This window comes from Streptomyces sp. NPDC005492 (genome assembly GCF_040605995.1).
GTDB lineage: Bacteria > Actinomycetota > Actinomycetes > Streptomycetales > Streptomycetaceae > Streptomyces.
In genome coordinates this window covers 249,668-263,841 of sequence record NZ_JBEXDX010000007.1, presented here as the reverse complement: position 1 = coordinate 263,841, position 14,174 = coordinate 249,668, and the positions used below count along the sequence as shown (strand labels likewise).

Here is a 14,174-nt window from a genome sequence, read left to right as displayed (position 1 = left end):
CTCCCGACGCATGTTCGCGATGCCGAAGGCCGCGTCCGGCTTGTACCGCCGCCGGGCCCCAACTGACCGCTCACACCTGTCTGTTGGGCCCGCCCGCAGACCTGGGGCGCATAGGCGGTGTCTCGGCCGCGCGCACGATGACGTGGACGACGACCGCTAAGACCGCCAACACGGGGGCTCACCGCATCGATGTGTGGCCGTTCAGCCGTCGTTCGTCGCGCGCTCTGACCACCGTCAGACCGGCCCCGTAGAGGACGAGAACGGCCGCCAGCAGCAGGTAGTAGAGGACCGGCAGTGGTGTGAGGCCGAGCAGGGAGCCGAGTGGGGAGACCGGCAGCAGGAGTCCTGCCGTGGTGAGCGCGGCGGCCGCCCAGTCGATCGGCCCCGGTCGGTTGCCCTCGGCCGTGTGTCGGCCGGAGCGCAGCAGCAGCATCACAAGGGCCTGGGTGATGAGGTTCTCGGTGAACCAGCCGGAGTGGAACACCGCCGCGTCGTCCAGTCCGTCGGGTCCGTTCAGGGCGAGGAAGAGGACGCCGAAGGTGGCAAGGTCGGCGACGGCGTTGAGGACGCCGAAGCCCGTGATGAACCGCAGCAGTTCGCGGGGGCGCAGCACGGTCGGCCGGCGCAGCACCGAGGGATGCGGTCGGTCGTGGGCGAAGGCGAGTTGGGCGGCGTCGAAGCACAGGTTCTGCGCGAGCACCTGAGCCGGGAGCATCGGCAGGAAGGGCAGGAGGAGGCCGGCGGCGAGCATCGCGATGACGTTGCCGAGGTTCGAGGAGAGCGTGACGCGCAGATACGTGGTGATGTTGCCGCCCGCGTACCGGCCGGCCGCGATGCTGTGGCCGATCGCGGTGAGGTCCTTCTCGGCGAGGACCACGTCGGCGCTCTCCCGGGCGACGGCCACGGCCTCGCGCGGGGCGATGCCGACGTCGGCGGTGCGCAGCGCGGGCAGGTCGTTGACGCCGTCGCCGAGATAGCCGACGGTGTGGCCGCCCGCGCGCAGGGCGGCGCAGACGCGGGCCTTGTGTTCGGGGGCACAGCGGGCGAAGACGGTGGTGCGGGCGACGACCTCAGCGAGGTCGGTGTCGTCGAGCCGGTCGACGCGGTCGGCGGTGAGTACGTGGTCGGCGGGGACGGCGACGCCCAGGTCGCGGCAGACGCGGGCGGCCGTGCCGGGGTGGTCGCCGGTGAGGATCTTGACGGTGACACCTCGGTCGGCGAGAGCCCTCAACGCGTCGGTGGCGGTGGGCGCGAGGGCGTCCTTGAAGGTGAGGAAACCCCTGAAGGACAGGCCGAGTTCGTCGGCCGGGGTGTAGGCCCGGGTGCGGGCGCGGGCTTCGGCGACGGCGACCGCCAGGACCCGTAGACCGTCGTCCGCCAGCTCGGCGGCGCGGGCGAGGAGCCGTTCGTGCTCCGGCCGCGTCAGTGCGCAGCGCTCCAGTACGGCTTCGGCGGCGCCCTTGGTGACCAGGGTGTGCGTGCCCAGTCGGCCCGGCGTACGGACGACGGCGGTCGCGAGCCGCCGTACCGGATCGAAGGGGAGGGCGGCCAGCCCGTCGTGGGCGAGGAGGTCGTTCTCGTCGACGGCGTCCAGGACCGCCTCGTCGAGGGCGTCCGGCAGGGGCAGATCGGCGAGTTGGAGGGTCCACCAGGCGTTCACCGCGGCCCAGCGCAGCACCTCGGGGTCGTCCCGCCCGTCCGGGCCGAGGGCGCGGTCGAGGGCCGGCCGGTCCTGGGTGAGGGTGCCGGTCTTGTCCAGGCAGAGCACGTCGACCGCGCCCAGGTCGTGCAGCGCGGGCAGCCGTCTGACGATCACCCCGTGGGTGCGGGCCAGCAGCGAGGCACCGCGCGCCAGGCAGGTCGTGACGATGACCGGCAGCATCTCCGGGGTCAGTCCGACGGCCACCGCGACGGCGAACGGCAGGGTCTCCAGGCCCCGGTCGCGCAGGGCCGCGTTGGCCATGAGGACCAGCGGCGGGGTCAGCAGCATGAACCGGATGAGTATCCAGGAGATGCCGTGCACCGTACGGTCGAAGGCGCTCGCCTCTCGCCGGACCGACGGAGGCGCGTGGGCGGCGGCGAACCGCGTTCGTGCCCCGGTCGCCACGACGACGGCGGTGGCGCTGCCCGAGGTCACACTCGTGCCCTGGAAGCAGAGTTGGGGCCGATCGAAGGACGTACGGTCGACCGCCTCGTCGGCGGCGTTCTTCGCGACCGGCGCCGACTCCCCCGTGAGCACGGCTTGGTGGACGGCGAGGCCCCGCGTGCGCAGCAGGCGTACGTCGGCCGGGATCAGGTCGCCAGGGCCGAGCCGGATCACGTCGCCGGGCACCAACTCGGCCACGGGGATCTCCCGGGCGTCCGGCGGCGCGGCCTCGTCCGCGCGGCGCAGGACGGTGGCGGTGGTGGCGACCAGCTCGCGGAGCGCGGCCATGGAACGGTCGGCCCGGTACTCCCCCGAGGTGCGCAGCACACAGCTCACCGCGACGAGCAGCAGGATCACGCAGGCGGTGCCCCAGGAGGCGACGAGCGCCGACACCAGCCCGAGAGACAGGAGTACGGCGGTGAACGGATCGCGCAAACCGCGCAGCAGCACGCGTGCCCAGGAGATGCCCCGGTGGCCGGGCGGGACGTTCGCGCCGAAGCGGGTCTGCCGCTCCTCGGCCGCCGCCTCCGTCAGACCGCGCGGCCCGCTGTCCAGCCGCCGCAAGGTCTGCAACACGGTCGGCGCCGCGTCCGGTTCCGGGTCCGCGGTGGTCTCAGCCACCGGTCCCGCGCAGCTCGCGCACGCGTGCGGACGGGGCGTCGGCGCGCGCCGCCAACTGCCCGACCATCGACCGCACCACGGTCACCACATCGGGGTCGTCGACGAAGTAGATCTGCCGACGGCCCTCACGGCGGGAGCGGACGAGGCCGGCGAGTTTCAGCTTCGCCAGGTGCTGGCTGACCGCGGGCAGGGCTCCGCCGACGCGGTCCGCGAGGTGGGTGACATCGCACTCGCCCTGTGCCAGCGCCCACATGATGTGCAGCCGCGCGGCCGACGCCAGCAGACCGAAGGCGGCCGCCGCCTCCGCCAGCACCTCGGCAGTCGGATCCTCGAAGTCACCGATGTCCGCCGCCACAGCCCTCTCCCGTCCCGCCCTGATCGTCACCCGCCGTACTCGGGTCGCTCCAGTCTAGGTGCCCCGCGACACCCGCCCCGGCGCCGGGGAACCGCCGCGAACGTCTCGCTCCGCCGCGCACCGTGCCTCGATACGGTCCAGCAGGAACGGCACGATCCCCCACTCCGACAGAGCCAGTTCCCACTCCTCCGGCACCCACGCGTCCTCGGGTCCGCCCGCGCAGGACGCCCCGTCGGCCGCGCCCACGAGCGACCAGGCGAAGTCGCCCACCGTCGCCCCGACGGCCACGGCCCCGGTGATCAGCCCCGCCGTCAGCAGGCCGTCACCGACATAGGGCCGCCCACCTGGACCGCGCAGTCCGAAACCGGCCACCAGCAGCACGGCCGCGACGACGGCGACCAGGACGAGGAGGGCAATCAGCAGGCGACCACCGCGCGTCCCGGCCGCGGCCGGGGAAGCGGGGTTTTGCCCGCCGTCCCGCCCGTTCCCCGCTTCCAGATGGGCGCGATACTCCACCGCGACCGCCTCGGAGATGGCGGTACGCGCCTGGAGGACCTGCCCGCGCAGCTCCTCGCGATCGAGCGTCGCGGGGGACCGGTCCCACGCGTCCCTGACCTGCCCGGAGTCCAGCGCCCGGTCCAGGACCCGCTCGAAAGCGACAGCGACGTCCGCCTCGGAATGCTCAGGATCCGGCATGCATCTCCCCCGATGAACGAAAGCCCGCGACCGCGGGAGCCGACCGCGCGAGCGGTGAGGGTTGGCGAGTGTAATGGTTCGCGGCTTGCGCAACTCGCAAACGATCAGGATCCGTCGGACGGACGCGGATTCTCCACACGGGAGATCCAGGCGGTGAGCAGTCCTTCGAGCGCCTCGGCCTCGGCGGGGGTCAGCGAGTCCAGCAACCGGCGTTCGTTGCGCATGTGGTCGGTGAACGCCTGGTCGATCAGCTCGCGTCCGGGCTGGGTGAGGGCGACGATCCGGCCGCGCTGGTCGTCGTCGGAACGGCGCCGGGTGACGAGTCCGGCCCGCTCCAGGCGGTCGATCCGCTTCGTCATCGCACCGGTGGTGACCATGGTGTGCGCGGCGAGTTCGCCGGGCGCGCGCTCATAGGGCTCACCGGCGCGACGCAGTGCGCACAGGACGTCGAACTCGCCCTCACTGAGGCCGTAGCGGCCGTAGACGAGGCAGAGCTCCTCGGTGAGATGGTCGGCGAGGCGGTGCAGCCGGCCGATCACGCCCTGCGGGGAGATGTCGAGGTCGGGCCGCTCACGACGCCAGTCGGCCTGGATGCGGGCCACACGGTCCGGGGCTTGCGGATTGTCCATGCCTCCCACGATAGCTTCCCGGGAAGCTATATTGTCTTCCATGGAAGCGAATCTGCGATGGGTGGCACTGACCGCCGTCGCGCCGGTGGCCTGGGGCGCCAACTACTACGTCACCCATGAATTCCTGCCACCCGACACCCCCCTCTACGGAGCGGCCCTGCGGGCGCTCCCCGCCGGTCTCGTCCTGCTGGCCCTGTGCAGGCAGCGACCGCGCGGCGCGTGGTGGTGGCGGTCCGCGGTACTCGGGCTGCTCAACGTGAGCGTGTTCTTCGTCCTCGTCTACGCCGCCTCCCAACTGCTCCCGACGAGCATCGCCTCGACCGTCATGGCGATGTCCCCGCCGACGATGATGCTCATCGCCTGGGCCCTGGTGTCCGAGCGGCCCGGCATCGCACACCTGGCCGGCGCCGCGATCGGGCTCGGCGGGGTCTGCCTCATGCTGCTCACGGGTGCGGGCGGGGTGAGCGTGCCGGGTGTCCTCGCCTCGGCCGCGCCCATGCTTGTGTCGGCCTTCGGCCACATCCTCACCAAACGGTGGAACGACACCGGCACCGACATCCTCGCCTCAACTGCCTGGCAACTCACGGCTGGTGGACTGTTCCTGCTCCCGGTCGCGGCAGCCGTCGAGGGCCCACCGCCCGCCCTCTCCACACCGGCGCTCCTCGCGTTCGGCTACGTCACCCTCATCGCCACGGCCCTCGCCTTCGCCGCCTGGTTCACAGGTCTGCGGCACCTTCCCGCCGGCACGGTGGGCCTGGTCGGACTCCTCAACCCCGTGACGGGAGTACTGCTCGGCACGGCGGTCGCCGGGGAGGTGCTGACGGGCCGGCAACTGTGCGGACTGGCACTGGTCCTGGCCGGGGTCGTCCTGGGGCGGCCCGGCCGGGCGGGCCGCAGCGGCACCGGCCGGATGCCTCTACCTCCCGCGCCCGCCGAACGTCCTGTCCGAACGCTGCTGCCCAGGTCCCGCCGATAGGCAGACGGTGTTCCCTGTCGCGCGGGCTGGAACCCCGGCGCGACTCAGACGTGACCGCCGATGAAGGCTCCACCGGCGACAGCGCACCCCACTCACCCGGGACCGTCCTCGCCGTCCCCCCTGTCCCGCTCTCCCGGGCTGACGAGTCCCGTCTCGTACGCGACCACGACCGCCTGGGCCCGGTCGCGGAGGGAGAGTTTGGCGAGGGATGCGGGAGACGTGGGTCTTGACCGTGGCCTCGGAGAGGTGGAGGCCGGTGGCCAGTTCGGCGTTGCTCAGGCCTTGGGCGAGGAGTCGTAGGACATCGAGTTCGCGGGGTGTGAGGGCGGCGAGGTCGCGGTGGAGGGCGGCCGTCTCCGGAGTGCGGTGGGCGAAGCGTTCGACCAGGCGGCGGGTGATGGCGGGGGCGAGCAGGGCATCGCCTGCGCGGACCGTGCGGATGGCGGCGACGAGGTGTTCGGGGGTGACGTCCTTGAGGAGGAAGCCGCTGGCGCCGGCGGCGAGCGCCGCGTAGACGTAGTGGTCGAGGTCGAAGGTGGTCAGCATGACCACGCGCGGCCCGTCCTGGGAGCCGGTGAGGATGCGCCGGGTCGCCTCCAGGCCGTCCATGTCGGGCATCCGGATGTCCATCAGCACCACGTCGGGCCGGGTGCGGCGGACCGCGTCGACGGCTTCGGTGCCGTCCGTCGCCTCGGCCACCACGTCGATGCCGTCGGCGTCGAGGATCAGCCGGAAGCCGGTGCGGACGAGGGCCTGGTCGTCGGCGACCACGACGCGCGGTGGCCGGTTCACCGGCCCTCCAGGGGGATCAGGGCCCGGACCCGGTAGCCGCCGAGCGGGCGCGGGCCGGTGCACAGGGTGCCGCCGTAGACGGCGAGGCGTTCGCGCAGGCCGATCAGGCCCCGCCCGTTGCCGGTGGTCGCGGCGGGGCCGGGTCTGCCGCCGGTGTCGGTGATCTCGACGTGGAGTTCGTCGGCGCCGTACGACAACCGGACGCTCGCGTCGGCTCCGGACGCGTGCTTGACGGTGTTGGTCAGGGCCTCCTGGACCACGCGGTACGCGGCGAGTTCGACCCCAGCGGACAGGGGGCGGGGGGCTCCGGAGACGGTCAGTTCCACGGGGACGCCGGCGCTGCGCATCCGGCCGACCAGCGCCTCCAGTCGGTCCAGGCCCGGTTGCGGCGCGAGGTTCTCCGGCTCCGCGCTCTCCGGGTCCAGGTCCATGGTGAGCAGGCCCATCACGTTGCGCAGCTCCCCCATCGCCGCCCGGCCGCCCGCCTCGACCGCGAGGAGGGCCTCGCGGGCCCGGTCGGGTGACTTGTCCATGATCTTGCGGGCGGCACCGGCCTGGATGACCATCACACTCACGTTGTGGGTGACCACGTCGTGCAACTCGCGTGCTATCCGGGCGCGTTCGTGCTCCACGGCCCGGTGCAGTTCCTCGGCCCTGGCGCTCTCCACCGCGGTCAGCCGGGTGCGGGTCTCGGCGGCCCGGAGTTTCCAGGTCCTGAGGCCGAGTGCGGCCACGACGATCGGCACCGAGATGAACAGGGGGACGTACTGGGTGGGCACGGTGGGGGCGACGTAGATGTACGGGGTGGTCGGGCCGGCCTGGCCCGACCTGCTCATGAGGGCGACCACCACGGAGAGGCCCGCCAGGGTGGGCAGCCGGTGGGGGCTGTAGGCCGCCGCGCTGTAGGCGGCGATGACACAGGAGTAGAAGGTGAGTCGGGATATTTCGTCCGGGGTCAGTGCCGTCGCGAACGTCACGATCGACAGCACGGCGAGGGGGTAGCGGCGCCGCCACGCCAGCGACGCCGAGGACAGGAACACGAGGATCACCAGGTCGACCATGCGGTACCGGTGGGCCTCGTCGTAGCCGTCGCCCCACGCGTACTGCATCGACACGAACGTGAGGACCAGCGCGAGAGCGGTGTCCGCGAGCCACTGCTGCCCTGTGGGGCGCGGCAGTCGGCCACCGGGGCGCAGCAGCGCGCCGGCCGCTCGGCGCAGCCGGGCCGGGACTTCCTCTCGCACTGTCACCGGCCCATTCTCTCGGCCGGCGGTCCTGCCCGGAATCCCTCCGGCGGACGGGCCGCATACATCCCTCGCCTACATCTCAGGGATGACATCACGGGCCATCGGCCCAGTGCGGTACGGCAATTGGTCCGCTCGACCGGCGCGCCCGGGACGGTCACCCTCCTAGCGTCGGCGGCATCCGATCCGACACCCCCGAATCCGAGGAAGGCCACCATGCCGACACCCCTCATCGAACTGCTCAACGTGAGCCGCCGCTACGGCAGCGGGCCGCCCGCGCTGGAGGGCGCGTCGCTGAGCGTGCGGGCCGGTGAGGCCGTCGCGGTCCTCGGACCGTCGGGCAGCGGCAAGTCGACGCTGCTGAATCTCGTCGCCGGCCTGGACCGGCCCGACTCCGGGACCGTCACCGTGGACGGCGTGCGCGTGGACCGGTTGGGCGAGGCCGGGGCGGCCCGTTACCGGCGGGCGAAGATCGGGATGGTGTTCCAGTTCTTCAATCTGCTGGACGATCTGTCGGTCGCCGACAACGTGGCGCTGCCCGCACGACTGGCGGGGCTCGGGCGGCGCGAGTCGGGAAGCAGGGCGACCGAGCTGTTGGAGTCGCTCGGTATCGCCCGGCACGCCCGGGCCCACCCGGGGCGGCTGTCCGGCGGAGAGCGCCAACGGGTCGCCGTGGCAAGGGCGTTGATGAACCGTCCGCCGCTGCTCCTGGCCGACGAGCCGACGGGCGCGCTCGACTCGGCGTCCGGTGCGGACGTCAGCCGACTGCTGCGGGAGTTGAACGACGACGGCCAGACGATCCTCGTGGTCACGCACGACGTGGCGCTCGCGCGGTCGTGCACGCGACGCACGATCCGCCTCGTCGACGGCCGGATCACCTCGGACGTCACCTCGGACGCGGCCGCCGCGACCACGGAGCCGGAGTCCGTCCGATGAGCGCGCTGGGCCGGGTGATCCGCTCGGGCATGGCCCGTCGTCGGGTGCAGACGCTGGTGATCGGGCTGGCCACGATGCTGGCCGTGACCGCGTCCGTGCTCGGCGGAGCGCTGCTGACGTCGTCCGAGGCGCCGTTCGACAAGGCCTTCGACCTGCAGCACGGGGCGCAGTTGACCGCACACTTCGACGCGCGACGAGCCACGGCCGCTCAACTGACCGCCTCTGCACGAGCGTTCGGGGTCACCGGCACCTCCGGCCCGTTCCCGACCACGACCATCGCTCCGGGTTTCAGTGGGCAGAGCGGAGCGCCGATCTCGGTCGCCGGACGTGCCACGTCCACGGGCGCGGTCGACAAGGTGACGGTGACCAGCGGGCGTTGGGTCGAGAAGCCCGGCGAGATCGTCATGTCCGCGGACACCGGACCCGAGGTACGGCTCGGTCAGAAGCTGGAGTTCCCCGACCTGCCCGGCACTCCGACGCTGACGGTGGTCGGGGTGGCCCGCTCGGTCAGCCAGACCGCCGACGCATGGGTACTGCCGTCGCAGATCGCGGAGTTGACGCCGTCCGGCAAAATCGGCGGCTACCAGATGCTCTACCGCTTCACCCACGCCGACACCTCGGCCCAACTGACCCGGGACCGCGCGGCGGTGACGGCGACGGTACCCGCGAAGTCACTGACGGGCACTCAGTCCTGGCTCGGCGTACGGAAGATCGCCACCCGGAACACCGCCCTGTTCGTGCCCTTCCTCGTCGCGTTCGGGGTGCTGGGCCTGGTCATGTCGGTCCTGATCGTCGGCAACGTGGTCGCGGGCGCGGTGGCCACGGGGCGGCGCCGCATCGGCATCCTCAAGGCCGTCGGCTGCACACCCGGCCAGGTCGTACGGGCCTGCGCCGGCCAGGCTCTGCTCCCGGCCACGATCGGAGCGGCCCTCGGCACGGCCACCGGCCACCTGCTCGCAGCCCCCGTCCTCTCCGACACCGCGACCGCCTACGGCACGGCCGGGCTCGGCGTCGAGACGTGGGTCGATGTCGCGGTCGTCGGCGGGATGTTGACGCTGGTCGCCCTCACCGCTTGCGCATTCGCCTGGCGAGCGGGCCGACTACGGACGATCGACGCGTTGGCGGTGGGACGGGCTACGGGGTCGGGGAGGGGGTGGTGGTCTGCCGGGCGTGCTGGGGTGGCGGATCGGGGCAGCTGGGCGCCGGAGCACCCTTCCACAGCAGACCGCGGCCGTCGGGCGGCCAGGCGCGCCCGGGCGGCGAACCAAGACCGGCACTCGGTCGGAGGCGTCCCGGTGACGGGCCGAGGCCGGTGGGCGGCCCGGCTCATCCGGATGGCGGGCCGGCCCCGCAGGGCCGTCAGGCCCTCCCCGGCCACAGAGCACCACCACGACCGGAAGCCGGTCGAGCACATCCCAGCGCCGAGCCACGCCCCGCGGACCCCGCTGCCCACCCAAACCACAACCCACAGCCGCCGCCCGACCGAACCACCCCTTCCCACACCCCGAGGCCGGCGTGCGGCCCAACTCGCCGCCCGTCTCCCCCTGTCGCGCCCCCTGGGGCTCGGGCTAGCGCGGCCCTTCGCCCGGCCCGCGCGTACCGCTGCCATGGTCGTGGCCGTGTTGTTCGGTACCGCGGCCGTCACCTTCGCGACCGGGCTGTCCTCGTCGTTGGGCGAGGTGATCGCGGCGAAGAACCACAACGCCGCCGATGTCACCGTCGGAGCACCGGGGAGGCAGGTCGGCGGCGGTGAGGTGGACAGGCAGGGGCAGGGGCCGAGCAACGCCGATCCCGCCGCCGTCGCCGCCGCGATCGCGGCCCAGCCGGGCACCCGCAGGTACTACGGCAGCGCCTCCACGGAGGCCGCCGTATCGGGGATGAGCGGAGCCGTCACCGTGACCTCGTTCGACGGCGCCGCGTCCTGGGGCGGTTTCACGATGGTCGACGGGCGGTGGTTCAGCAGGGCGGGCGAGGCCGTGGTGCCGAGTACTATCCTGACCGCCACCGGGGCGAAGGTCGGCGACACCATCACACTCACCGTGCGCGGCAAGGCAGTTGAGGTCCGGATCGTCGGCGAGGTCTTCGACACCAGCCACGACGGCCGAACGGTCCTCACCGACACCGCCACACTCAAGCCCGCCGTACCCGACCTCAAGTCCACGAGCGAGTACGTCGATCTGCGGCCCGGCACGGACACGGACGCGTATGTCACCGCGCTCAACGCCGAGTTGAAGCCCTTGGGGGTCAGCGCGACCAGCACCAAGTACTCCAACGGCAGCGGTACCGCCACCGTCATCGACTCGCTCACGGCCCTGCTCACCATGATGCTGGTGTGCGTCGCCGGGCTCGGTGTCCTGGGCGGGGTCGTCCTCGACACCCACGAGCGCGTCCGCGACCTGGGCATCCACAAGGCGCTCGGCATGACACCCCGACAGACCGTCACGATGGTCGTCGCCTCGGTCGTCCCGGCGGGGCTGCTCGGCGGCACCCTCGGCGGGCCGCTCGGCCTGGCCGTGCACAGCGCGGTGATCCCCGCGATGGGCCACGCGGCGGACCTACGGCTGCCCCGGTCCGTCATCGATGTCTACGACGCCCGGGACCTGGCCCTGCTCGGGCTCGCCGGTGTCGCCGTCGCCGTCCTCGGTTCCCTGCTACCGGCCGGCTGGGCGGCACGCATCCGCACGGCGACCGCGCTGCGTGCCGAATAGGGGAGCCGGAGGGGCCGACCGGACACGCAACCCTCTCGCAACCTTGCCCGTGCTGCACTGGGCCACCGCATCCGGCTTCCTGGGGACGGCTGACATGGACGAGAACACCCCGCGCGTCGAACTCACCCCCGCGGCGGCCGACCTGCTGCGTCAACTCCACGAGCGGCACGGCCCGTTGATGTTCCATCAGTCCGGCGGCTGCTGCGACGGCAGCGCGCCGATGTGCTACCCGGAGGGCGAGTTCCGCACCGGCGGCTCGGACGTGCTGCTCGCCGAGTTGGAGGTCGACGGTGTACCGGAGCCCGTGACGTTCTGGATCTCACGCAGCCAGTACGAGGTGTGGAGCCACACGCGCCTGATCGTGGACGTCGTAGCGGGTCGCGGCAGCGGTTTCTCGCTGGAAGCACCCGAGGGGGTGCGTTTTCTCACTCGTTCCCGTGTAGTCGGCGCCTAGGAGCCCCGCCGGTCACCGTCTTCTGATGCACTTCCCCTGAGTCCTGGGACAGTTGACGAGACATCAGGGGACACAGTGACGCTCCGTCAAAAGCGTGTCAGAGCAGAGCGGTTAAGAGCAGATCGGTTCAGGAAAGAGCGGTTCAGAGCCGGCAGATCGGTATTCACCTATCTCACCGCGTTCGGCGCGCTGGCCGGTGCGGCCCTGGTGGGGGCGGCACCGGCCGGCGCCGTGCAGAGCGTCGTCCGGCTCGCGCCGGGTGTCACCTACGAGCAGTTCGACATCACGGCGGCCAAGGGTGTGACCCACGCCCATGTGGTCGTCGTCGACCTGCGCAACCCCCATGTGCGGGTCAACCTGCTGTACCCGGGTGCGGTCGCGGCCCGGAAACCCGTCTCCGAGCTGGCCGACTCGGTGGGTGCCGTCGCGGGTGTCAACGGCGACTTCTTCAACATCACCGAGACCCAGCATCCGGGCGTCGAGGCCACCGGCTCCACCGACGGCCCTGCCATCGCGAGCGGTGTCGCGCTCAAGGCGGCGGTGCCGGACGGCCAGCGCTTCGGACCCACCCTGCCGCCGGGTACGAACACGCGGAACGTGCTCGGTGTGGGGGTCGACCGGGTGGCCCGGCTGGACAGCCTCGCCCTCAGGGGGACGATCCGCACCCCGACGGGACGGCTGACGCTCGGCGGGTTCAACCAGTACGCGCTGCCGGAGAACTCCATCGGTGCGTTCACCACACAGTGGGGCAGTGTCTCCCGGGTGCGCGCCACATGTGGCACGGACGCGGACCGGGCCGCCGCCTGTAGTGCGAACACCTATGAAGTGACGCTTCGCGGCGGCCGGGTCGTATCGTCCTCCACCACCCCCGGCAGCGGTGCCATCGCCGCGGGCACCACCGTGCTCGTCGGCCGTGAGGCGGGTGCGCAGCGGCTTCGGAAGCTGGTCAAGGGCGAGCGGGTGCAGGTGCGGCACCGCCTGGTGGCGTCGAGGTCAGGGGTCGCCTACCGCTTCGCCCTCGGTGGCTACCCGGTCCTGCGGCACGGACAGCCGCTGGCCGGCCTCGACAACACGACCTCGGCCGTCCGCACCGCCGTGGGGATCGCCGACAGAGGCCACCGACTGCTGCTGTTCGCCACGGACGGCGCGGTCGCGTACCGCAGCGGTCTGACGATCGCCGAGGTCGCCGCCCAGATGCGGAAGTTGGGCTCGGTCGACGCCTTCAGTCTGGACGGCGGCGGCTCGACGACCCTGGTCGCCCGCGCGTCCGGCGCGAGCGCCGTCACGGTACGGAACCATCCCAGCGGCGGCGCCGAACGGCCCGTACCGAACGGCGTCGGGGTCTTCTCGACACGCTGACCTCAGGGACGCAGTCCGCTCACCAGGTCCGCGGTGGCCGTGAGGCCACTGTGGATCGTGGGCGCCATGCTGGTACTGGCCATGAAGAACCCGAGCAGTGCGCAGACCAGCGCATGGGAGAGCTTCAGCCCGCCGCCGCGCACGAAGATCACCGCAAGGATCAGGAGCAGCAGCACCACAGAGATGGAAATGGCCATCGACGTCCTCCTCCACCACGCCGGCCTGTCTGGTTCGCGGCGTTCGGCCGCAAGTGTGGCGTAGCGGAGGGTTCAATCGGCCTACTGACGTGTCCCCCGAACGTGTGGTGTCACCCCATGTGGTCTCACCCCATGTGGTGTCACACCGTGCGGCGGGCGTCCAGGAAGGCTTCCAGGCCGGCGAGGTCGTCGGTGTTGAGGAAGTCCACCCCGGCGGTGAACAGTTCGTCCCACAGCGCGTCACGGGCCGGGCCCGCCACGTCCGGGGTGTTCCAGAACCGTACGGTCTGCCCGTGCGCGTGCGCCTGCCGGACGATGGAGCGCAGCTTCTGCCGCTCGGCGTCCGGGAAGGCGCCGGTGCCGAGCCAGGTGAAGTTGGCCTGCCAGTCGTCGCTGATGAGCGAGATGAAGGAGGCGGGCACCGAGCTGCCGAGGTCGGCGAGCCGGCCGTCGTAGAAGGCACGGCGCACGGTCTGCGCCTCCATGGGGATGCGGGCCGCGCGGTCGCCGGAGATGACGTTGGTGACCGCGCCCTGGTGGACACGCCCGTGGGCGTAGGTCGTGAACAGGTGTTGGTAGCGCTGGAGATGGCGGTCGAGTTCGAGGTACGTCGACGAGCCCTCCGTCTTGATGTCGATCAGGAGCTGGAGCGGCTTGTGCCAACCCCGGTAGACGGAACCGTGGTTGGCCTTCACCAGGGCGGAGAGCGGGTCGAGGTAGAGCGATTCGAGCGTGCGGCTCGGGTCGAGTTCGGTGGTGTCGTGGCCGATGAGGAGTTGGTCGCCCACGAGGAAGATGTCCGCTTCGACGCTGCCGAAGCGGTGGTCGAGGGCGTCGAAGAGCGGCCGGGGGTGCTCGTAGTCGTTGTGCGCGTGCGCGCGCCACAACGGGCGCGGGCGGTGCCCCTGTTCACCGGCGAACGCGCTGCCGGCGGGCGGGGCGAGGACGGCCGCGAGGGTGGCACCGAACGCGGTGAGGGCTCTGCGGCGGGTGATGAGGGCCATGGTGTTCCTCCCTGTGGGGCGGGTTCGAACCACAGGGAGTATGAGGCCGTCGGGACT

Annotated in this window: 12 protein-coding genes and 1 pseudogene; 5 read left to right on the top strand and 8 right to left on the bottom strand. The window is 72.0% G+C overall.

What is annotated here, in order from left to right:
- Positions 1–178: 178 nt before the first annotated feature.
- The 4 genes from mgtA to ABZT04_RS13075 form a co-directional block, all read right to left on the bottom strand.
- A complete protein-coding gene (gene mgtA, locus ABZT04_RS13090; protein WP_356056129.1) occupies positions 179–2,767 on the bottom strand; it encodes a magnesium-translocating P-type ATPase in 2,589 nt (862 codons plus the stop codon).
- Positions 2,760–3,122, bottom strand: coding sequence for a metalloregulator ArsR/SmtB family transcription factor (locus tag ABZT04_RS13085; RefSeq protein WP_356056126.1), 363 nt, complete (start codon positions 3,120–3,122; stop codon positions 2,760–2,762). The genes mgtA and ABZT04_RS13085 overlap by 8 nt, the downstream gene beginning before the upstream one ends.
- Positions 3,123–3,176: 54 nt before the next feature.
- Positions 3,177–3,818: a hypothetical protein gene (locus ABZT04_RS13080; RefSeq protein ID WP_356056124.1), complete on the bottom strand. Its 642-nt coding sequence runs from the start codon at positions 3,816–3,818 to the stop codon at positions 3,177–3,179.
- Between the two features lie 104 nt (positions 3,819–3,922).
- Complete coding sequence (locus ABZT04_RS13075) at positions 3,923–4,447, bottom strand: MarR family transcriptional regulator (protein WP_356056122.1); 525 nt, start codon at positions 4,445–4,447, stop codon at positions 3,923–3,925.
- A 40-nt stretch (positions 4,448–4,487) separates the two neighbouring features.
- Here ABZT04_RS13075 and ABZT04_RS13070 point away from each other — a divergent pair, with 40 nt between their 5' ends.
- Entirely contained in the window at positions 4,488–5,423 is a 936-nt protein-coding gene (locus ABZT04_RS13070) for an EamA family transporter (protein ID WP_356056120.1), read from the top strand.
- Positions 5,424–5,515: 92 nt separating this feature from the next.
- Here the strand turns inward: ABZT04_RS13070 and ABZT04_RS13065 are convergent.
- A pseudogene (locus tag ABZT04_RS13065) lies at positions 5,516–6,215 on the bottom strand (response regulator transcription factor).
- Complete coding sequence (locus ABZT04_RS13060; protein WP_356056118.1) at positions 6,212–7,465, bottom strand: histidine kinase; 1,254 nt, start codon at positions 7,463–7,465, stop codon at positions 6,212–6,214. The pseudogene ABZT04_RS13065 and the gene ABZT04_RS13060 overlap by 4 nt, the downstream one beginning before the upstream one ends.
- Before the next feature lie 210 nt (positions 7,466–7,675).
- Here ABZT04_RS13060 and ABZT04_RS13055 point away from each other — a divergent pair, with 210 nt between their 5' ends.
- The 4 genes from ABZT04_RS13055 to ABZT04_RS13040 all read left to right on the top strand — a co-directional run bounded on the left by ABZT04_RS13055 (position 7,676) and on the right by ABZT04_RS13040 (position 12,916).
- The gene (locus tag ABZT04_RS13055; RefSeq protein ID WP_356056116.1) at positions 7,676–8,395 is read left to right on the top strand and encodes an ABC transporter ATP-binding protein; all 720 of its coding nucleotides are present in this window, start codon (positions 7,676–7,678) and stop codon (positions 8,393–8,395) included.
- Positions 8,392–11,103 (top strand): FtsX-like permease family protein, encoded by a 2,712-nt coding sequence (locus ABZT04_RS13050; protein WP_356056114.1) that lies wholly within the window; start codon positions 8,392–8,394, stop codon positions 11,101–11,103. The genes ABZT04_RS13055 and ABZT04_RS13050 overlap by 4 nt, the downstream gene beginning before the upstream one ends.
- A gap of 94 nt (positions 11,104–11,197) precedes the next feature.
- Positions 11,198–11,557 (top strand): DUF779 domain-containing protein, encoded by a 360-nt coding sequence (locus ABZT04_RS13045; RefSeq protein WP_356056112.1) that lies wholly within the window; start codon positions 11,198–11,200, stop codon positions 11,555–11,557.
- A 207-nt stretch (positions 11,558–11,764) separates the two neighbouring features.
- Positions 11,765–12,916: a phosphodiester glycosidase family protein gene (locus ABZT04_RS13040; protein WP_356056110.1), complete on the top strand. Its 1,152-nt coding sequence runs from the start codon at positions 11,765–11,767 to the stop codon at positions 12,914–12,916.
- Between the two features lie 2 nt (positions 12,917–12,918).
- On the opposite strand, the gene ABZT04_RS13035 is transcribed toward ABZT04_RS13040, so the two are convergent.
- The gene (locus ABZT04_RS13035; RefSeq protein ID WP_356056108.1) at positions 12,919–13,113 is read right to left on the bottom strand and encodes a hypothetical protein; all 195 of its coding nucleotides are present in this window, start codon (positions 13,111–13,113) and stop codon (positions 12,919–12,921) included.
- Positions 13,114–13,253: 140 nt separating this feature from the next.
- A complete protein-coding gene (locus tag ABZT04_RS13030; RefSeq protein WP_356056106.1) occupies positions 13,254–14,117 on the bottom strand; it encodes a phosphatidylinositol-specific phospholipase C/glycerophosphodiester phosphodiesterase family protein in 864 nt (287 codons plus the stop codon).
- Between the last annotated feature and the right edge of the window lie 57 nt (positions 14,118–14,174).

Bases quoted from the DNA above. Each gene is read 5' to 3' on its own strand.
- ABZT04_RS13080 (WP_356056124.1), bottom strand. From the start codon at position 3,818: ATGCCGGATCCTGAGCATTCCGAGGCGGACGTCGCTGTCGCTTTCGAG.
- ABZT04_RS13075 (WP_356056122.1), bottom strand. From the start codon at position 4,447: ATGGACAATCCGCAAGCCCCGGACCGTGTGGCCCGCATCCAGGCCGAC.
- ABZT04_RS13070 (WP_356056120.1), top strand. From the start codon at position 4,488: ATGGAAGCGAATCTGCGATGGGTGGCACTGACCGCCGTCGCGCCGGTG.
- ABZT04_RS13055 (WP_356056116.1), top strand. From the start codon at position 7,676: ATGCCGACACCCCTCATCGAACTGCTCAACGTGAGCCGCCGCTACGGC.
- ABZT04_RS13050 (WP_356056114.1), top strand. From the start codon at position 8,392: ATGAGCGCGCTGGGCCGGGTGATCCGCTCGGGCATGGCCCGTCGTCGG.
- ABZT04_RS13045 (WP_356056112.1), top strand. From the start codon at position 11,198: ATGGACGAGAACACCCCGCGCGTCGAACTCACCCCCGCGGCGGCCGAC.
- ABZT04_RS13035 (WP_356056108.1), bottom strand. From the start codon at position 13,113: ATGGCCATTTCCATCTCTGTGGTGCTGCTGCTCCTGATCCTTGCGGTG.
- ABZT04_RS13030 (WP_356056106.1), bottom strand. From the start codon at position 14,117: ATGGCCCTCATCACCCGCCGCAGAGCCCTCACCGCGTTCGGTGCCACC.